Source organism: Nocardia inohanensis NBRC 100128, assembly GCF_001612945.1.
GTDB lineage: Bacteria > Actinomycetota > Actinomycetes > Mycobacteriales > Mycobacteriaceae > Nocardia > Nocardia inohanensis.
In genome coordinates, this window is record NZ_BDBK01000008.1 from 633,441 (window position 1) to 653,394 (window position 19,954).

13 protein-coding genes are annotated in these 19,954 nt (G+C 67.8%); 5 read left to right on the forward strand and 8 right to left on the reverse strand.

All coding sequences use genetic code 11. The features are described 5' to 3' along the window. Positions 1 to 9: 9 nt before the first annotated feature. Positions 10 to 1,440: a purine-cytosine permease family protein gene (locus tag NI1_RS18680; protein ID WP_067821928.1), complete on the reverse strand. Its 1,431-nt coding sequence runs from the start codon at positions 1,438 to 1,440 to the stop codon at positions 10 to 12. Positions 1,441 to 1,477: 37 nt separating this feature from the next. Next, positions 1,478 to 3,154, reverse strand: coding sequence for a urocanate hydratase (gene hutU, locus NI1_RS18685; protein WP_067821930.1), 1,677 nt, complete (start codon positions 3,152 to 3,154; stop codon positions 1,478 to 1,480). Positions 3,155 to 3,370: 216 nt separating this feature from the next. On the opposite strand from hutU, the gene hutC reads away from it, so the two are divergent. From hutC to NI1_RS38865, 4 genes are all read left to right on the forward strand, one after another. Next, the gene (gene hutC, locus NI1_RS18690; RefSeq protein WP_067821932.1) at positions 3,371 to 4,126 is read left to right on the forward strand and encodes a histidine utilization transcriptional repressor HutC; all 756 of its coding nucleotides are present in this window, start codon (positions 3,371 to 3,373) and stop codon (positions 4,124 to 4,126) included. Positions 4,127 to 4,435: 309 nt separating this feature from the next. Then, positions 4,436 to 4,795: a DUF732 domain-containing protein gene (locus NI1_RS18695; RefSeq protein WP_067821933.1), complete on the forward strand. Its 360-nt coding sequence runs from the start codon at positions 4,436 to 4,438 to the stop codon at positions 4,793 to 4,795. A 73-nt stretch (positions 4,796 to 4,868) separates the two neighbouring features. Then, positions 4,869 to 5,219, forward strand: coding sequence for an HIT family protein (locus NI1_RS38860; protein ID WP_218026770.1), 351 nt, complete (start codon positions 4,869 to 4,871; stop codon positions 5,217 to 5,219). Continuing rightward, positions 5,216 to 5,398 carry a hypothetical protein gene (locus NI1_RS38865; protein WP_218026771.1) on the forward strand — a complete coding sequence of 61 codons (183 nt, stop codon included), beginning with the start codon at positions 5,216 to 5,218 and terminating at the stop codon, positions 5,396 to 5,398. The genes NI1_RS38860 and NI1_RS38865 overlap by 4 nt, the downstream gene beginning before the upstream one ends. 247 nt (positions 5,399 to 5,645) lie before the next feature. Here NI1_RS38865 and NI1_RS18705 read toward each other — a convergent pair whose 3' ends face one another. Next, on the reverse strand, positions 5,646 to 6,176 hold the full coding sequence (locus NI1_RS18705; RefSeq protein ID WP_067821934.1) for a hypothetical protein: 531 nt from the start codon (positions 6,174 to 6,176) through the stop codon (positions 5,646 to 5,648). 244 nt (positions 6,177 to 6,420) lie between these two features. Between NI1_RS18705 and NI1_RS18710 the strand changes: the two genes are divergently transcribed. Further along, on the forward strand, positions 6,421 to 6,993 hold the full coding sequence (locus NI1_RS18710; protein ID WP_067821935.1) for a hypothetical protein: 573 nt from the start codon (positions 6,421 to 6,423) through the stop codon (positions 6,991 to 6,993). A 939-nt stretch (positions 6,994 to 7,932) separates the two neighbouring features. On the opposite strand, the gene NI1_RS18715 is transcribed toward NI1_RS18710, so the two are convergent. From NI1_RS18715 to recC, 5 genes are all read right to left on the reverse strand, one after another. Then, on the reverse strand, positions 7,933 to 9,387 hold the full coding sequence (locus NI1_RS18715; RefSeq protein ID WP_067821938.1) for a flavin-containing monooxygenase: 1,455 nt from the start codon (positions 9,385 to 9,387) through the stop codon (positions 7,933 to 7,935). A 45-nt stretch (positions 9,388 to 9,432) separates the two neighbouring features. Continuing rightward, on the reverse strand, positions 9,433 to 10,275 hold the full coding sequence (locus NI1_RS18720; RefSeq protein ID WP_067821941.1) for an alpha/beta fold hydrolase: 843 nt from the start codon (positions 10,273 to 10,275) through the stop codon (positions 9,433 to 9,435). A 47-nt stretch (positions 10,276 to 10,322) separates the two neighbouring features. Next, the gene (locus tag NI1_RS18725; protein WP_067821944.1) at positions 10,323 to 12,407 is read right to left on the reverse strand and encodes an AAA family ATPase; all 2,085 of its coding nucleotides are present in this window, start codon (positions 12,405 to 12,407) and stop codon (positions 10,323 to 10,325) included. Between the two features lie 169 nt (positions 12,408 to 12,576). Then, positions 12,577 to 16,461, reverse strand: a complete 3,885-nt coding sequence (locus NI1_RS18730) for a UvrD-helicase domain-containing protein (protein WP_245663286.1) — start codon at positions 16,459 to 16,461, stop codon at positions 12,577 to 12,579. A gap of 31 nt (positions 16,462 to 16,492) precedes the next feature. After that, positions 16,493 to 19,924 carry an exodeoxyribonuclease V subunit gamma gene (gene recC / locus NI1_RS18735; RefSeq protein WP_067821946.1) on the reverse strand — a complete coding sequence of 1,144 codons (3,432 nt, stop codon included), beginning with the start codon at positions 19,922 to 19,924 and terminating at the stop codon, positions 16,493 to 16,495. Between the last annotated feature and the right edge of the window lie 30 nt (positions 19,925 to 19,954).

Consider the following 19,954-nt stretch of genomic DNA (forward strand, 5'->3'; position numbering starts at 1 on the left):
TACTTCCTTTCAGGCTCGGGCCATTTCGGCATCCGGCGGATAGATCATGGTGGCGGGAGGGTTGGCGGTGCGCTTGGCCAGCGGGTAGTAGAGCGCGGCGGTGACCAGGATGCCGACGATCCACGAGATGTCCGCACCGCCGAGCTTGTCGGTGATGGGGCCGGTGTAGAGCTTGGTGGCCAGGAACGGGATCTGGACGCACACGCCGATCACGTAGCAGGCCAGCGCGGGCAGGTTCCACGCCCCGTACCGCCCGTTCACGTCGTAGAGCGCGGGAATGTCGATGCGCTCCTTGGAGATCAGGTAGTAGTCGATCAGGTTGATCGCACTCCACGGCGTGAACACCATCAGCAGCGCCAGCACGAAATTCTTGAAGTTGGCCAGGAAGTCGGCGCTGGCGGCGATCGCGATCAAGGTCGCGACCGTGGTGAAGCCGACGATGTACAGCGTCCGGGCCAGGGTCGAGATCCGGTTGCGCCCTTCGAAAGCCGTCACGGTGGTGAGGATGGACATGAACCCGCCGTAGGCGTTGAGCACGTTCACCGTCAGCTTGCCGATCACGATCACCAGGTAGATGAGGATGGCGACCGCCGCGGGCCCGGCCAGATCACCGATGAAGCCGACCTGATCCTTCATGAACGTCTTGCTCGCCACCGCCGCGACCAGCGCGCCGAAGGTCATCGACCACTGCGAACCGATCACGGTGCCCAGGAAGGTGGACCAGAAGGTGGCCTTGTCACTGGTCGACCGCGGCAGATAGCGCGAATAGTCGGCGACGTACGGGCCGAAGGTGAGCTGCCAGCTCGCACCCAGCGACACCGCGAGCAGGAACGTCGCGGTCTCGAAACCCTTGACGCCCACGTGCGCCGCCACGTCGTACTCGGCGAACAATCGGATGGCCAGATAGGTGAATCCGATGATGCCGACCACCGTCGCCACCCGCCCCACCAGGTGGATCAGGTTGTATCCGGTGACCGCGATCAGCGCCGTCAGCGCCCCGAAGATCACCATCCCCAGCACCGGCGAATCGATGTGCAGGATCTTGGCGATCGCCTGCCCCGCCAGCACCGTGCCGGTCGCCGCGAACCCCAGATACATCAGGATCGCCAGCAGCAACGGCACCACCGCGCCGCGCACCCCGAACTGCGCCCGGCTGGAGATCATCTGCGGCAGACCGAGTTTCGGCCCCTGCGCGGAGTGTAACGCCATCACCGCGCCACCGGCCACGTTGCCGATGAGCAGGCCGATGATCGCCCACAGCGCGTCCGCGCCGAAGATGACCGCGAGCGCGCCATCGACGATGGCGGTGATCTGCATGTTCGCCCCGAACCACAGCGTGAACTGGCTGCGGGGATTGCCGTGGCGTTCGGCGTCGGGGATGACGTCGATGGTGTGCCGTTCGGTGGCGAGAACGACCTCGGCGGGACCGTCTTGCGTCATGGTCTCTGCCTTCTTTCTGACTGCGACCGCGATGGATCTAGTGCTGCTCGGACATCGGGATGCGGACGCCGCGCTGCGCGGCGGTCGCGATGGCATGGTCGTATCCGGCGTCGACGTGCCGGATGACGCCCATGCCGGGGTCATTGGTGAGAACGGCCTCGAGCTTGCGGGCCGCCAGTTCGGTGCCATCGGCGATACACACCTGGCCGGCGTGGATCGACCGTCCCATACCGACGCCGCCGCCATGGTGAATCGACACCCACGACGCGCCGGAAGCGGTGTTGACCAGTGCGTTCAGCAACGGCCAGTCGGCGATGGCATCGGAGCCGTCGAGCATGGATTCGGTTTCCCGGTACGGGGAGGCGACCGAACCGGAGTCCAGGTGATCGCGGCCGATGGCAACCGGGGCGGAGAGTTCGCCGCTGGCGACCATCTCGTTGAATTTCAGCCCGGCGAGGTGGCGTTCGCCGTAACCGAGCCAGCAGATGCGCGCGGGCAGCCCCTCGAAGGCGACCTTCTCCCCCGCCATGGTGATCCAGCGGCGCAGGTGCTCGTTCTCGGGGAACAGCTCGAGAATCGCCTTGTCGGTGGCGGCGATATCGGCCGGGTCGCCCGAGAGCGCGGCCCAGCGGAACGGTCCCAGACCCTCCTCGAAGAGCGGGCGGATGTAGGCGGGCACGAAACCCGGGAAATCGAAGGCGCGGTCGAAACCGCCCTTGCGGGCTTCGTCGCGGATGGAGTTGCCGTAGTCGAAGACCTCGGCCCCTTTGTCCTGGAAGCCGACCATGGCGGCCACATGCGCGGCCATCGACGCCTGAGCCTGCTCGGTGAACCAGATCGGATCCTTCTCCGACATGGTCTTCATATCCGAGAAGTCCACGCCCAGCGGCAGATACGCCAGCGGATCGTGCGCGGAGGTCTGATCGGTGACGATATCGATCGGGGCGTCGGCGGCCAGCAGCGCCGGGAAGACCTCCGCCGCATTGCCTTCCACACCGATGGACAGCGGCCGGCGCTCATCACGCGCCGCGATCGCCAATTCCAGTGCGTGCTCGATATTGTCGGCTTTCACGTCCAGATACTTGTGCGCGATCCGCCGATCGATGCGCGTGACATCGCAATCCACGCAGATCGCCACGCCTTCGTTCATGGTGACGGCCAAGGGCTGCGCGCCGCCCATACCGCCCAATCCAGCGGTGAGCGTGATGGTTCCGGCGAGGGTGCCGCCGAATCGCTTGCGCGCCACCGCACCGAAGGTCTCGTAAGTGCCCTGGAGAATGCCCTGGGTGCCGATGTAGATCCACGACCCGGCTGTCATCTGCCCGTACATGGTGAGCCCGAGTTCTTCGAGCCGCCGGAACTCCTCCCAATTCGCCCAGTCGCCAACCAGATTCGAGTTGGCCAGCAGCACGCGCGGCGCCCACTCGCTGGTGCGGAACACACCGACCGGCTTACCCGACTGCACCAGCATGGTCTCGTCATTCTTCAGCGTCTTCAACGTCGCCACCATGGCGTCGAAGGCCGCCCAACTGCGCGCCGCCCGCCCGGTGCCGCCGTAGACGACGAGATGGTCCGGATGCTCGGCCACCTCCGGATCGAGGTTGTTCATGAGCATGCGCAGCGCGCCCTCCTGCTGCCAGCCCAGGGTGGTGAGCTCGCTGCCGCGGGGCGCGCGCACGGTCCTGGCCTCGTGGCCGGGGGAACTGATGTCCATGGTTCTGTCCTCGAATCTCGACGGGGTCCCGCGCCGGGCCCCGTGTGACGCCACACGCGTCGGGGCCGTGCTGTGTGCTGGGTCGCACTCTGCCAAAGTTGTATAGTCCTGTCTATACAACTGTCAAGCCGGGGGCATCCGGGCCGGTAGGCTGCCGGATCGAACGGTATCGGCGGGTTCAGCGGGATTTCAGCAGGCGAGGAGCGGGTGCGGGGCATGACGACGGGCGACGGCGAGAACGAACTCGCCGCACTCTTCGCGGAGACGGGCGGCGAGGCGGCGCCCGCATACGAGCGGGTCAAGAATCTGGTGACGGCGCAGATCCGTTCGGACCGATGGGTGGAGGGCGACCAACTCCCCTCCGAGCATAGATTCGTTGCGGCACTGGGACTTTCGCGCATGACGATCAACCGGGCCCTGCGGGAGTTGACCGCCGAGGGGCTGATCGTGCGGCAGGCGGGCGTGGGGACGTTCGTAGCGAGCACCAGGAAGTCCTCGCCGCTGTTCGAGGTGCGCAATATCGCCGACGAGATCGCACGGCGCGGCCATCGGCATCGAACAGAGGTAGTGTTCGTACGCGCCGAGACCATCGACCCGACCCACACGTTCCTACGGGAAACCCTGGGGTCCAAGGCTTTCCATTCGGTGATCGTGCACTTCGAAGACGAGGATCCGATCCAGGTGGAAGACCGGTACGTGAGCCCCGCACAGGCTCCCGGCTACCTCGATCAGGACTTCAGCGTCAGCACCCCGAACGACTACCTGAGTCGCGTCGCACCCCTGACTCGCGGCGAGCACGTCGTGGAGGCAGTGCTCGGCAGCGCTGAAGAATGCCGTCTACTACGCATCGACCGAAGCGAACCGTGCCTGCTGATCCGCCGCCGCACCTGGTCGGAGCAGGGACCGGTGAGCGTGGCCCGACTGGTGCATCCGGGCTCACGCAATCGCCTGGAAGGTGTTTTCGGGCGCTGAGTCAGCTGCGGACGTCGCCCACTCTTGTGGATCCCATCGAATCAAACAAACTTCCCGAAAAGACCGGCGGTCCGCCGGTGTTGGCCGTTCAGGAGCAGGTCAGAGAGGCGCAAGGATCGATGACAATCAGATCGCCCGAAGGGCGCAGGTAGATCTTGTGTGTGGTCGAGTCGGCGGCGATCCAATAGGTTTCGTAGCCGAGGTCGGTAGAGCGCAACGCGAATCGACGTCCGGCGGAGATCGACGACCTCATTTACGATCTTCGTGGCGACCACCGGGTCGCACAGTTGTCCCACGATTGGAATCGTTGTGCTCGTCTCGAAGATCGCTACCGGGCTCGCCGCCGCAGGTGCTGCCGTTGTATTCGCCGCCCCCGCTTCGGCATTGCCTTCGGCAGACCTTCAGCCGGTCGCGGGCACCCACAACTACGGCCCGCTACAGGACGCCCAATTCGGGTTCCTGCTCATCCAGCGCGATGGCATCGAGGCACTTCCCGGCATCCTCTCGGATTTCCCGGGCATCACCGAGGGTGGCCATGCGGTCTGCGATCTGCTCGCGAGCGGCCTGTCGAAGCACAACCTGGCCGAGTTCATCAGCGAGGAGCCCGGCGAATTCGACTCGGCAATGGCCTTCGTGAACGCCGCCGAGACCGCCTATTGCCCTGGCTGATACCGGGGCATGGCCGGCCCGACCCGAAACGTGCCGAGGCGGGTGCGTTCGGAATGCGTCAGGGTGACAATAGATGCCTGAGATCCGGGTAGCGTCGGCAGAATCGGCTGGTATGCAACGTATTCCGTTTGACGTAGAAGCTTATGCCCAGCGCGTGCAGGCGAGTCCCTGCTTCATCTGCGAGGTTGTTGCCGGCACGGACAGCGACGGCTGGCACGAGGTGGTCGCCGAGACCGAGGACGGCATCGCGTTCTTGTGTAAGTACCCGACGTTGCTCGGGCACGTACTGGTTGCACCGAAGATTCACTACGAAAATGTGGTGGGCGATTTCAGCGAAGACGCTTTCCTGCGGTTGATGAGGTTGGTGCACCGGCTCGCGAGAGCGGTAGAGCAACGGTTCAGGTCGAACGTACCTACTTGTTGAGTTTGGGCAGCCAGCAGGGCAATTCCCATGTGCACTGGCATATCTCGCCGCTGCCCCCGGGCATCCCATATCACCAGCAGCAGTTCCACGCGCTCATGGCGGAGAACGGGGTTCTGCCGTGGACGCAGGAGCAGGCCAAGGCATTGGCCGGACAGTTGCGAGCCGCCTTGGCTCATTGAGCCGAATAAGGTCACGAACGCACTCATCTGCCGCCGGTTGTGCTGACCGAACCGGCCAGCGCGGGCTGGGCGAAGGTCAACGAGCTGAGCTGAGCTGATCTGATCCAGTGCCAGCCGAACGCACCATATCGCCGATTACGACGCATTCTCGCTGCCCTTCACGGGTAGTCACGCACGCGAGCTAGCCGAGGTCCTCGCGGTCAGGTCCTGCAAGGTGCTATCAGCGGCGCATACGCAGCGAGCTATGTCAGACGACCGTAACTCGTATTCGCAGGGTGGTCGCCGTGGCAGAACGTGCAATGAGCGCGTGGCTTCCAGGCAGCGCGTGGCCGCCGGTCATTTCCGTCAGGACCAAGGTCTGCTGGCCCGCACAGTCGAAACCGGTGGCAAGGTCCGGGTTTCGGGCGGAGACCTCCCCGCATGTGACGAGCTCGGCGGCTGGTTGCTCTCCCGTCCTGGCCGTCTTGATTTGGAAAAATGGGGAGTCGAGGGCAAATTCGGATACCGGGCCGACGAATGACCCGTCGAGTGTGCAGATGGGCAATCGCGTCATATCGTGGCACGTCTCGGTCATTCCGATCAGATGCCAGTCATCCGGGATATGGGACTGGAACAGGTTGGCCATTCTTGTCTTGGCATCTTTTTCGGACAGTTCCGTTCGTACGACGTCGGGACCAACCACAGATTCTGCCGCACCTGCGAGCTCGGACAGCGCGAGGACAAGAACACCCGTGACCATTGCGGCCACCAATGCGAGTCCCAACAGCATGAACACCATTGCCCGTATACGACTTCCAACGACAGCGGACGAACCATGTTGCCGCACAGCAAATCCCATCCGAGCCTCCTCGACTCGGATCCTACCCACGTACCCTGCGGGCCGATGTTCGGAGTGCCGACACTCAGCTGGCGGCGAAACTGTACGGCAGCGCGATTCACAACACCGGTCGCGCATTTGCGCTCGGTGTCCGACGTTTCGCCTCGTGACCGTCGAGTTCCGGATTTGAACCAGATACAGCAGGATGGTGGTCGTGATCGCGAATTCTGCTGCCACCATGCCGGTTCCGGCCTGGTGGAAAATCAGTCAGACAGTAGTGGCCACCTTCGCAACGGCGTTCTGTATGTGCGTGCTCTGGGTGTTCGCCGCTCGAATCGACGGCCCGCACTTGCGGTTCTGGTGCGCTGACATCGGGTTGATAGTCGGTGCGCCATGGGTGTGGCTGTCTGCGGTCGGAGCGCTCCGCTACCACCGGTGGTGGCCGAGTGTCGTTCTGCCGGTGATTGTGTCGAGCACGGTAGTACTGGTGTCGGCAGGTGCTCCCGCCAGGCTCGGGTGGGCGATTTCACGTGCGGCGATGGAGAAGCTGGCCGCTGGCTGCGACGCCCAGGGTGTTCCCGCACGCGCAGGGTTCTACACGATCGAGGAGATCAACTACGGCCTCACGGCCTGTGCGTTCGACCTGGGTCCGGACCGGCAGTTCATCCGCGCCTACGAGGATGACCCGGGCCTCGACGTCCCCTTTTGTGAGAGCCTGGGTTCCAAGTGGTACTACTGCACCGAGCACCCGAATCTGCGCCAGATCATCTTCGACTGACAACGCCGTCAACTTCAGTCGAAGCCCTACCGACCGATTCCGTATCGAAACTCTCCCTGGCCCTCGAGGTACAAGGCCATGCCGAATTGAGTGTGCGTGGGCAGGCAAGTGGCCACGCAGCGCGGTCAGCTTCGAGCGAAAGTGCCCTCAAATAGCTCCCCCTCTATGTCAAGACGCCGATGTGGATGCGGGGTTAGCCTGGTGGGTGGGTCCGGGACGTGGCTTGTCTGAAGGATCAGGTGCGCGTTGAAGCCTGATCGCGCTGGAGGGTCCGACGCCGTGCAGGTCCATCAATGTCGACCCGGGGTCGAGGACCAGCGACCGTAGTTCTTTATCGGCGGCCTTGGTCTTGCGGTCGATCGTTTCCAGATCCTCGATCATTTCGGTGACCAGGCGCAGCCGAACCCGCGCCGCGGAAACGGTGGATCCGGCACAAGGTTTCGGTGCGGGCCCGGCCGAGCTCGTCACGGCATTCGCGCGGGAGGCCACCGCTAGTACGCGGCATGGGGCAGACCCCTCTTCAGCCACTCCCTGCACGGTGACCGGTGGGAGGCAAGCCATGTGAGAGCCACACCAATCCAGACGGTGGGCAGCCGCTTATAGGGAGCTTCCCGCCGGGCACCTGGACCTGATCCTGGCCGGGATCCGATCCTGACACCAGTCTCCTACTAGCCGCTGGTCGCGCTGCCGGAAACCGACTGCTGTGTGGAGTTGGAAGGTCAACGGGCACCGTGTCCTACGGCCGGCTGCTGTCCGCCGGAACACTGGTTGATCGACAAGTGTGCGATCTTCGGGGCCGACTTGCTGCCGACATCGATCTACCCGCGCTCCAAGGTCGCGCGAAGCTACCGACTACCATCGCACCCCCGGGGTATCCGTGATCTTGTACGGCCACGCCCTGACTCAGCACACCGGCATGCACCCGGCGTCGATTCCGGCTCAGCCGCGTTCGAAGACCATGGCCGGGTCGGTGACCTTGCCGTAGCGGAGTTTGGGGAGGTCGCGCAGGTAGTTCATGTGCAGCTTCCAGGGGGCGCGATCGCCTTGTTTGGGCAGGATGTCCAGGGCGCGCAGGACGTAGCCGGGTTCGAAATCGAGGAAGGGGGCGGTGCCGACCGAGGGGTCACGGACCGGGGTGGCTTTGGTGTAGCCGTGTGAGTCCATGTGGCGGAGCAGGCGAACTACGTACTCGCACACCAGGTCTGCCTTCAGCGTCCAGGACGCGTTGGTGTATCCGATGACGAAAGCATAGTTGGGGACGTCGGAGAGCATCATCGCCTTGTATGCCATGGCGTCGGGCAGGTCGACCTTGCGGCCGTCCACTACCAGGTCGATGCCGCCGAACGGGATCAGGTTCAAACCTGTTGCGGTGATGATGATGTCGGCGTCGAGTTCGCGCCCGGATGCCAGGCGCAGGCCGGTTTCGGTGAAGGTGTCGATGCGGTCGGTGACCATCTCCAGCTTGCCCTGGCGGATGGCGCGGAACAGATCACCGTTGGGTACCAGGCACAGTCGCTGATCCCACGGTTTGTAGCTCGGATTGAAGTGGGTGTCGATGTCGTAGCCCGGCGGCAGCCAGCGGGTTTGCAGGCCGCGAATCCACGAGCGCATGCGCTTCGGATAGCGTTGCGACACTTGATACATCACGGTGCTCAGGCCGACGTTCTTGGCGCGCGCCAGTGCGTAGGCGGCCTTGGCGGGCAGGAAGCGGCGGACGCGGTCGGCGAAGGCGTCGCGGGCGGGCATGGAGATGATGTAGGACGGGGAACGCTGCAACATCACGATGTGCGCGCCCTGTTCGGCCAGGGCGGGGCCGAGCGTGACCGCGGTCGCGCCGGAGCCGATGATGACGACCCGTTTACCGCCGACCTCCAGCTCGGACGGCCAGTGCTGGGGATGCACGATCGGACCCCGGAAGCGTTCCGTGCCTGGGAAATCCGGGGTGTAGCCCTGGTCGTAGCGGTAGTAGCCGGAGCAGGAGAACAGGAAGTTCGTGGTGAACAGCACTTCCTCGCCGTCGCGCTCGGCGATCACCGTCCAGAGGTTCTCGGCCGACGACCATTCGGCGCGAATGACCTTGTGCCGGTAGCGGATATGCTTGTCGATCCCGTTGTCGGCGGCGGTCTCGCGCACATACCGCAGGATCGAGTCGCCATCGGCGATGGCCTTGTCGCCCAGCCACGGCCGGAACCGGTAGCCGAGGGTGAACATATCGGAATCGGAGCGAATCCCCGGATATCTGAACAGGTCCCAGGTGCCGCCGCTGGCCTCGCGCATCTCCAGGATGGCGTAGGTGCGCCACGGGAACGCGCGCTGCACATGGAACGCGGCGTCGATCCCGGACAATCCCGCTCCGACGATGAGCACATCGACGTGCTCGGGCGTGCTGGTCATGCACTCAGGGTATCGACTCAGACAGTGCCGGTGTGGTGGACCGCGCTACGAACGGGAGAAGAATTCGCCGACCCGTTCGGCCACGCGCTCGGGGGCGACCTTGTCGATGCCGAAATGGTCCAGGCCGGGGAAGGTGTGGCGCTCGCAGTCCGGGATGGTGCGCGCGAGCAGGGCATGGTCGGGGTCGGTGCGGGGATGGCGGTCCTTGTCGCCGTCCAGCAGCAGCACGGCGGCGGTGATCTCGGCGTAGTTCGGGTAGGTGTCGTCCAGGCGGACGATCTCCCGATGCTCACGCAGGTTCTCGGCGAGCAAGCCGATGACCATGTCCTTCTCGGGGGCTTTCATGAACATCGGCATCATGCGGCGGAACATGAAACGCGGGATCTTGCGGATCTGCTCCGGGCCGAGCGCGCGGACGAATTCGATGAAGGCGTCGAAGGGTTTGTCCTGCGCCAGGTACTTCTCATAGGCGGGCATCCAGTCGGCCGGCAGGTCGCCATCGATCGAAACGCCCGGTTCGTACAGCGCGACCTTGGTGATCCCAGGGTTCCCGCGCGCGGCTTCCAGCGCGATGAGCCCGCCATAACTGTGACCGACCACCAGCGCTGCGCCCGTTTTCTCCTGAAGCGCACGCAGATCCGCGCAATCGTCGGCGACGCTGTAGCCGGGCCCCTGCGGACCGCTGGACCCGCGCCCGCGACGCTCCATGGTGTGCACGGTGAATCGCTCGCCGAGCGCCTGCGCGAACCGGCCGTACACGTAGGCGCGAGTCAGCGTGCCGGGCAATACGATCACCGCGGGACCCGATCCGATGGTCAGGTAAGCGATCCGCGTCCCATCCGCCGACACCACGGCATCCTCGACCTGCTCGACCTCGGATTCGGACATACACACCCCTCAGGCATCCCGACCCGAGCCTACGCCCGCATTCGCGGTTACTGGGCGCGAAGACCGGAGGCGCGCAGGACGCGGCGGGCGATCGCGGCGCGAATGGAGTCCTCGGTGCCCAGCACCCGGACATGCTTGCGGGCGCGAGTGATGGCCGTGTACAGCAGTTCCCGGGTCAGCAACGTGGATTCGGGGCCGGGCAGCACCACCGAGACATTGTCGTATTGACTGCCCTGGCTGCGGTGGATGGTCATGGCGTAAACCGTTGTGACACCGGGGAATTGGGTGGGATGCACCAGGTACGGTTCGGTGCCGCGTTGCAGGGCGGCGCGCAGGCTGCCGTCGGGAGCGCGGACGATGACGCCGGTGTCGCCGTTGTAGATGCGGGCCTCGTGATCGTTGGCGGTGACCAGCAGCGGCTGCCCCGGATACCAGTGCCCGGCACCGGGATCGGAGCTGATGCCGGCGGCGGTGACCCAGCTCGCGGCCAGCTTGTCCCAGCGATCCACGCCGTAGCTGCCTTGCCGATGCGCGCAGAGCAGGCGATGGGATTCGAGGGCGGTCAGGGCGGCGGTGGCATCCCCGGCGAGGGCGGCCGCCGTGGCGGATTGGGCGGCGCGCAGCACATTCGCGCGCACCTCGGTGACGTCCTCGGGGGTGTGCAGGGCCAGTTCGTCATCGCCCGCGGCGAGCAGTTCCAGGGCGGTGTCGGCGTCACCGGCACGGACCGCGACGGCGAGATCGGCGATGCGGCCGCCGAAGCGCCGGCCGCGAGTGAGTCGGACGATGCCGCCGCGCAGCCGCTCCCGCTCGCGCGGGGACAGCTCGTCAGCCGGAACGCCGACAGCCGAACGGCTTTCGCCGACACCGGCCGCGCCGGATCGCCCGGCCTCATGTTCCGCGTGCGGAACGACTCCGCCGACACTCCGCGCAGCCTCATGTTCCGCGTGCGGGACGACTCCATCGTCACTACGCGCCGCCTCACCCTCCGCGTACGGGACGACACCGCCGTCACTACGCGCAGCCGCAGCCGATGCGGTACGGGCGCGGGTCGCACCGTCTGCCAGGATTTCGTCGAGTACCGGATTGTCCTGTCCCGGAACGGGTCCGGCAACCAGGTCCGCGAGCACCGCGCCCGCGTCGACGGAGGCCAGCTGATCCGGGTCGCCGACGAGCACCAGGCGCGCGTCCGGCCGCACGGCGGGAAGCAGGCGGCTCATCATGGTCAGCGACACCATCGAGGTCTCATCCACCACGATGACGTCGTAGGGCAGCCGGTTGAATTCGTTGTGCTTGAACCGGCCCGCGCCGCCGCGCTGCCAGCCCAGCAGCCGGTGCAGGGTGGCGGCGGTCAACTCCGGCAATCCGATGTCACCTGCTTGCTCGCGCACCGATTCCTGAAGGCGCGCAGCGGCTTTCCCGGTCGGCGCGGCGAGAGCGATGCGCAGCGCGGGCGCGCCGGGGATCGCTTGCTGATGCGCCACCAGCAGCGCCAGCACGCGCGCGATGGTGTGCGTCTTGCCGGTGCCGGGGCCGCCCGCGATCACGGTCGTCCACCGGGTGGTGGCCAGCGCCGCCGCCAGCCGCTGCCGGTCGAACTCCCCGCCCGCCTGCGGCGGGAAGAGCCGATCCAGTTCGCGCCGGATCAATGACGCGTCCACCATCGGGCACGAGGCGGCGCGTTCGATCAGAGCCGCCCGGATCGTCTCCTCCTGCCGGAAGTACCGGTCCAGGTACAGCAGCGGGCTCGCTTCCGAACCGGCCGCCGGTTCGACCAGCCGCAACGGCCGCAACGGCCCCGCCGGGCTCCCGCACACCAGCGGGCTCACCCGCAGCGCCTCGATCACCCGGTCCACATCCGGCCAGGGCAGCGTCGCCGGATCGATGGTCGACTCCTCGGTCCCCTCCGCATCCACACCGATCTCGTGCATCCGCCGCACTTCCAGGCACACCGACCCGGACCGCACCGCACGCACCGCCAGCGCGGTGGCGAACAACACCAGCTCCGATTGCTCCCGCCCGAGCCGCCCCAACCGCAGCGCCACATGCAGATCCGCGGCCGACAGCACGCCCGCCGCATTGAACACCTGCAACGGCCCCGTTCCCCGCTGCGCCAACTGAATCGATGTCACGCCAAGCCCTTTCCCAGGCACCGCATGGTCACGACAGCGGTCTCCGTTCGAAGACACCGCAGCCGCCCGAAGTTCGCCGCCCGGCCATGCCGAACGCGGCGAAGACAGGTGCTCCGCTCGGTTGAACCTTCCGCGACGAGCTTTTCGCATCGCGTACTGCCCGAGCCGGTCATCGGCCCACCTCGGCCCCGGCGAGCAAGAGGGAAAGTTCCTCGACCATCGCCGGTGGCGGCATCCAGTCGAAAACGCCGGCGCCGTCCGGGGTTTGCGGGCCGATCATGCCGCGCACGAACAGATAGCGGATGCCGCCGAGGTGGACGGCGGGGTCGTAGCCGGGCAGGCGCCAGCGCAGGAAACGGTGCAGGGCAACGGAATAGAGGATGGCTTGCAGCGGGTAGTGGGAGCGCATCATCTCGGCGGCCATGCGGTCTCGGGTGTAGTGGGCGACGGTGAGGTCGCCGGTGCCGAGGCGGTTGGTCTTGTAGTCGACCACGACGAAAGACGGCTGTCCGGAGGCGGATCGGACGCGCAGGACGGCGTCGATACTGCCGGTGAGGTAGCCGCGCAACGGGGTGTCGTCGAGGTGCGCCAATTGGTCGGCATAGGGGGCGAAGATGTCGTCGGCGGGCAGGTGGCGGCGCAGCAGGCCGCCGATGTCGGGGACCGTCACCCGGGCGGTCACGGCATCGTCGCCGCCGGTCAGGGGCAGTTCGAAGTCGAGTTCGCTCAGGCGATCCCGGGTGGGGATGCTCGCCAGTGTGCCCAGCCTGCTGCCGCCGGCCACTTCAGAGGTACAGCCCTGCCGCGTGTCAGCACCGGTAGCGCCGGAATCTGCCACGGGCGCGCCACTGCCGTGCCCAGCGTGCCCGGCCTGCCCAGCCTGCCCGGCCTGCCCGGCCTGCCCAGCCTGCCCGGCCTGCCCGGCCTGCCCGGCCTGCCCGGAGCGAGCGGTGCCGAAGTCGATCGGTGTGTGCATGACCGCGAGCAGGGCGTTCGCGAGGACCTCCGGGTCGGCGTCGAACATCTGCTCGGTGACCGCGTACGCGGTGCGGGTGCGGATCTCGGCGGCCAGGTCGGGGGCGTCGGTATCGACGTATTCGAGGACCTCGTGGACGAGGGTGCCGAACTCCGCGCCGTAGGGCAGCGTGTTCATCAACGATGGTGCGGCGCCGGCGAAGACGTCGATTTCGGCGATGACCGACGGGGTGGCGGGTTCGTCGGCGATACCGCGACCGTCGGGGACGTCCCCGGCGGGCATGGCGTCGTGGGCGCCGGCGGTGAGGGCCGAGTAGGAAGTGCGCCGCCAATCCTGATCGAGGGTGCGGTCGAAGGTGGCGGCGGCCAAGGCTTCGGTGGCGGTGGCGGTGTGGTCGCGGCGCAGCCGTGCGGGGGCGGTCCGGGTCACCGGTTCGATGGCGATCACGCCCGGTTCGGCAGCGGCCGCCCATTCCGAGAAACGGGTCAGGACAACCGAATCGGCGGGTACCGGGGCCTTGTCGGCCACCGCGGGACTACCGGGTTCCCGGCCCAGCAGCATGCGATGCAGGGGCGCGGTCTGGGTGTCGAAGGCCGGTGCCCACCAGGCGACCACCTGTGCCCCCGCCCGGGTGAGCGCCACATAGAGCAGTCGCAGTTCCTCGGAGGCTTCCTCGGCCTCGGCGCAGAGGCGGCGGTTGGTGTAACCGGCGGCGTCGGGGCCGCCCACATCCAGCACGCGGCGGCCCTGCTCGTCATGGAAGAGCAGGGTGGGCGGGTTGCGCATCTTGGCGGCGTCCCAGGCGAAAGGCAGGTAGACGATGGGGAATTCGAGGCCCTTGCTGGCGTGCACGGTGGCGATCTGGACCGAGGCGGCGTCACGGTCCAGGCGGCGGCTGCGACCGGCAACGCTGCCGGAGGCCGGGTCGCGGACGCGGTCGGCCAGCCAGCGGGTGAGGGCGGTCAGGCCGAGCCCCTCGTGCATGGCGGCTTCGTCGAGCAGCTGGGCGATATGCCGCAGGTCGGTGAGCTGACGTTCGCCGCCTTCGAGAGCGAGCAGGCGGGGAGCCAATCGCGTTTCGGCACTGAGCTTTTCGAACACCGCTGCGAAACCGATGCGGGTGAACAGACGGGCCGATTCGCGCAGTTGAGCGCTCAGCCTGCCGACCAGATCCGCTCCGCCGGCGTCGATTTCGGCGGCGGACAAACCCAGCAGGGCGGTGCCGGCCGCCAGGCGCACCCGGTCGGCGCGGTGCGGCTGCTCCAAGGCGTGCAGCACCCACAGCCATTCGATGGCGGCGGGCATGCCGAATACGCTCGCCCCGCCCGCGAGCACCGACGGCACCCCGGCGCGTTCGAGCTCCTTGCGCACCAGGTCGGAGTGGTTGTGGTTGCGCACCAGAACCGCGATATCCCCGGGCCCGATGGGCCTTTCGCGGGCGGTGCCGGCGTCGATACGCATCCCCGATTCGAGCAGGCGCACGATATCGGCCGCCACATCCACGGCGATCCGTTCCCGCTGCCGCCCGACCGTCGGATACCCGGACCGGTTCAGCGCTCCCGCGCCCGTGCGCGGAAAACACCGCAGCCGCAAGGGAATCACCTGTTCGGGCTCGCCCGCCAGCCGCGAGAACGGCCGCGTCGCCGCCACCTTGTGCACGGTGATTTCCTTGTGCCCCAAGGCCGCTCCGCCTTGCAGATGATGCAGCGCCGACAGCAGCCCGGCGTCACTGCGCCGGTTGGTGGTCAGTTCGAGACGATTGTCCGCGTGCGCCACCGCATCCAGGTAGCTGAGCACCTCCGCGCCACGGAACGCGTAGATGGCCTGCTTGGGATCGCCTACCAGCACCAGCGTCGCGTGCCCGTGGAAAGCACGCCGCAAGATATCCCACTGCAACGGATCGGTGTCCTGGAACTCGTCCACCAGCGCCACCCGGAACCGCTCCCGGATCCGGCGGCAGGCCCGCTCCCCGTGCTCCGGATCGGCGAGTACATCATGCAACAGCACGAGCAGATCGTCGTAGTCACGCAAGCCCGAAAGTCGTTTGCGCCGTGCGGTTTCCGCCCGCGCCGCCGCTGCGAAAGCCACCCGCTCCCCCGCCGGGTCGTCCTCGAGCTCGGTCTCCGGCACCAGGATCGCGTGCCCGTCGTGCACGGCCGCCCGCGCCAGCCGCTGCGCATCGGCGGGCCCGAACGGCGCCTGCCCTCGCGCATACCGGCTCAGGTAAAGATCATCGGCAACGGTCGAGACCACATCCTCGATGCTCTCCACCAGCCGCACCCCCGGATCCTGCTCCCCCGCCAACCCCAATTCGTCCAGCATCCGCTGGCAGAAGCTGTGCGTGGTCGCGATGGTCCCGGAATCGAAATCCGACAGCGCCGCCAGCAACCGCTCCCGCCGCGCCGTCACCTCCGACGGGCTCGCCTGCGCCAGATACCGAACCAGCTCATCCCCCTCGGCCCGCGCCCGTTCCGGATCCCCCAGCGCCGCAGCCACTCCCACGAACCGATCCCGGGTCCGCTCCCGCAGCTCCTGCGTGGCCGCCCGGCTGAACGTCACCAGCAGCAACTCCGAAACATCGACCCCCATTTCGGCCACGAACCGCACCGCCAGCCCCACGATGGCGTAGGTCTTCCCGGTGCCCGCGCTGGCCTCCAGCACGGTGGTCCCCACCGGCAACGCCCCGGTCAGCGAGAACCGCCCGTCGGCCTCGTCACCCGGCTCCACGTCCCGCACCACCTCCGCAACACCCCCGAGCGCCCCGCCGAACAAATCCGCATCCCCTTCCGAACCCACGCTCCGGTCATCGTCCTCGACGCCGAATTGCCGTGCACCACCCGGCGTGCCCGCGGCGGGTTCCGTGCCGGATCCGTCATCGGCACGCGTGCCGACGGCGACGTGAGCCGCGTCCTCCACCTCCGCACCGGTGGCGGGGTCGGCGGCGAACAGGTCCGGGCTCTCCTGTTCCCCGCCCCGGCGGTGCCGGCCCGCACCGCCGGCGCTGTCACCGCGCCGGTGCGCGCGGGCGGCGGGGCGGTCGGTGTCCGGGTCGGTGAGCGAGAAGAGGTCGTCGGTCATCCGTTGCTTTCGGCGGGTGGGCGGAGTGGGTTCACGGCTGGCCTTGATTCTCGTTGGTGAGCAACGGATTCCAGAGGCGGCGCGCCAGGTCGCCGAAGCGGGTGGTTTCGGCGTCGGAGTTCAGCAAGTGCGTTTCGGGGGCGCCGGTGAGGTGATGGAAGCGGGGGGCGGGGCCGTGGATGTAGCGCAGGTAGCGGTCGGTGTGTTCACCGAAGCGGCCGGGACCGTCCTTGCCGCCGTCGAATTCCTGTTCGGCGGCGAGCAGCGCCTCTTCGAAGGTGGCGCCGGCCAGGCGGCGTTCGGCGTAGACCGAGGAGGCGGCGGGAGCGATGGGCAGGGGTTCGGTGAGTCCCAGATCGCGCAGGGCCACCAGATCCCGGAGCAGGGTGCGCGCGGTGGCGGCGTTGGGGGCCGTCAGCGTGGATTGCCATGCGGGACGGGACATCTTGCCACGGCCGATGGTGATGGCGCGCCAGCTTTGATGCGAGCCCGCGGCGGCCAGGGCGAGCAGGCGGGTCCAGGCGGCGATGCGATGTTTGGGGGCCAGACGGGAGTAGGTGGTGCGCAGCAGCGCGTCGTCGTGAACATCGGGGACAGTGCCGGTGAGACGGCGGCCGTCACCGAGATCCACGGCGATATCGACGGTACGGGCCGGGATTTCGTGCAGCGGCTGGGCCACCCGGACCAGCCGGTCGACGGTGGATTCGACCTCGTCGAGGACGGCACCGCCGAGCGCGAAGGGCGGCAGGGTGCCGCGGCGCCATTCGGCCGCGCGCAGGATATCGGGGTCCACCCCGGTGAGGCGGGCGGACAGCATGCGTTCGCCCATACTCCATTTGGTGAGGCCGTCGAGTTCGATGGGCAGGCGGTCGCCGATCTCCTCTTCCTCCTCGGGGACTCGAATTCCCAAGCGCTGCCACAGGAACGCGCGCACCGGGTGTTCGACGAAGGAGACCAGGTCGGCGAGCTCCACGTCACCGGGTTCGGAGACCGCGAGCGGGGCGGCCAGGAACGCGGGGCGGGTGACGGGCGGGCGTCCGGCGGCCTGCGCGCCCGCCAGCGCCACGGTGTCGAAGCTGAAGGGCGCGTCGAGCTGGAAATTGCGGCGGTCGAAGGGCTGCAACGGATGCCGGGTGATCACGGCGTCCATGGCGGAGGCGCCGACGTGCGCGCGGACCGTGTCCAGGACTTCGGCGAGCGGGATGGCGGGCGGGCGGTGCGCGCCGGTCACCGGATCGGATCCGGTGTGCAGCAACACCAGTCGCTCCCCGGCCGCCATGATGGCGTCGAGGAGCAGCTGCCGGTCCTCGCTGCGCGGGTCGCGGTCGCCGGGGCAACGGTGCCGGGCCAGCACATCGTCACCGTCGACACCGCCCGAGCGCGGGAAGACCTCGTCGTCGAGGCCCAGCAGCACCACCACGCGGTGCGGCACCGAACGCATCGGCACCATGCTGCACACGGTCAGCTCGCCGGTGCGGAAGTTGGCGCGCGAAGCCCGGCCCGACAGCCGGGCCCGCAGCAGGGCGCCGATATCGCTGAGCCGCAAGGGAGTCCGGCCCGCGAACTCCAGTGCGGCGGCGAGTTCACGGCGCGCCTGCACGCCCATCCAGGTCTGGGTGTAGGACACCTCGGTGAGCAGGTCCAGGGCCCGGCCCAGCACCGCCGCCCACTCGTCGGCGGGGCGTGCCGTTCCCGCCGGTTCCTCCAGGGTCGGCCCGCGCAGGTCACGCAGGCAGACCGCGAGCCGGTCCACGAACTCGGCGAACCGGCCGGCCAGATCGATGTCGTTGGAGTCCACATCGTCCAGGGGCAGCACCAGATCCAGCCAGTCCTCACTGGATTCCCCGGCCGCCACACCGAGCAGGATCCGGTCGACGGCCGCGTTGACGGTGTTCTGCGCGAAATCGCCGAGCCCGAACGCCTGCCGCTGCCGCTGCCCGATACCCCAGCGCGCGCCGGTCTCGGCGGCCCAGTCGCGCAACCGCTCGATATCGTCGTCGTCGAAGCCGCAGCGCAGCCGAACCGGTTCCGCCGCAGCGAGATCCAGCACTTCGGTGACGGTGACGCGGCCGTCGGCGAGATCCAGCAGCGTGCCGATCACCCCGAGCACCGGGTTCACCGCCCGCTGCGCGCGATCGGCGAGCCGCACCCGCAGCCCGTGCGCCGGATGCCCCGGCTCCGCGCCCTCCAGGGACCACTGCCCGAAGGCGGCGCGCACCAGCGGCGCGTAGCTCTCCACATCGGGGCACATGACGATCACATCGCGCGGTTGCAGGGCCGGGTCGGCGGCGAAAATGCCGAGCAGGCAATCACGCAGCACCTCCACCTGACGGGCCGCGCCGTGACAGGAGTGCACCGAGACGCTGCCATCGGCCAGGGCGGGTTCGGGCATGAGCGACCAGCGGTCCTGCCGGATGGCGGCCTGCAATTCGCTCAGCAGCGTGCGCGGCGCGGCGGTCTCGGGGCGCGGGTGATAGGTGTCGATGTGGTCGTAGCCGGCGAGCCGCTCTTGCAGTTCCCGCACATCCCGGCCCAGCGCCGCCAGCAGCGGATGCCGCACCCGCACACCGGAATTCGGCGTCACTTCGGCATCGGCCAGCTTGGTCCACAATGCCGGTGACGGATGCACCAGCCACAGATGCACCTGCCGCCCCACCGACAAAGCCGACAAAACTTCCAGCTGGTCGGTAGTCAACCGCGTCACGCCGAACAGCGAAATCCGTTCCGGCAGCGACACGCTCGCCGGTTCCGCCCGCAGCCGCGCACACGCCGCCGCCAGCCGTTCGGCCGGACTCGGCACCCCCACCGCCGCCCGCAACCGCCGCCACAACTCCGGCTGCCACCGCAGATCCTCCGGCAGCAGACCATCACCGCGCCCGGCGCCCGCATCGCCGGATCGCGCGGCCGCACCACCGAACGATCCGCCCGTCCACGCGTCCCGATCGCCGGTCCCCCGAGCCCCCGCGCCGTCGCTGTCGATACCGGCCGCCCAGTCCAGAATCATGGCGGGCCGTTGCGCCGCATACGTATCGAACAGCCCCGCGATCCGGGCGGCCGTCGCGTACCGCCGCCCGACCCGATACTGCCCGGCGTCCCCGTTCCCGAGATGGCGCGCCAGCACCCCGGCCCACGGTTCGCGGAGCACCTCGTCGAGCACCGGCAGCAACGCCCACACCGAGCGCTCCGGCGCCCACGGATCCTGCTCCGGATCGATCCCGGTCGCCTCGGCCAGCACCGCACCCACCAGCCCGGCCGGATCCGCGAAGTCGATATTCGCCGAAATCCCGTCGGCATACGACCCGCTACCCAGAACCGTCGCCAGCCGCTGATTCAGCCAGCGCTCGATCCCCTTGGCCGGCACCGCGACCACCTCGGGGGTGAACGGGTCGCCGAGCGGATCGGCGAGCAGCTCGGCCAGCGCGTCGGCGAGCGTGTCCGCACGCTCGGCCCGATGAATGTGCACGAGCTGTGTTTATACAGTCGGCGAACGACA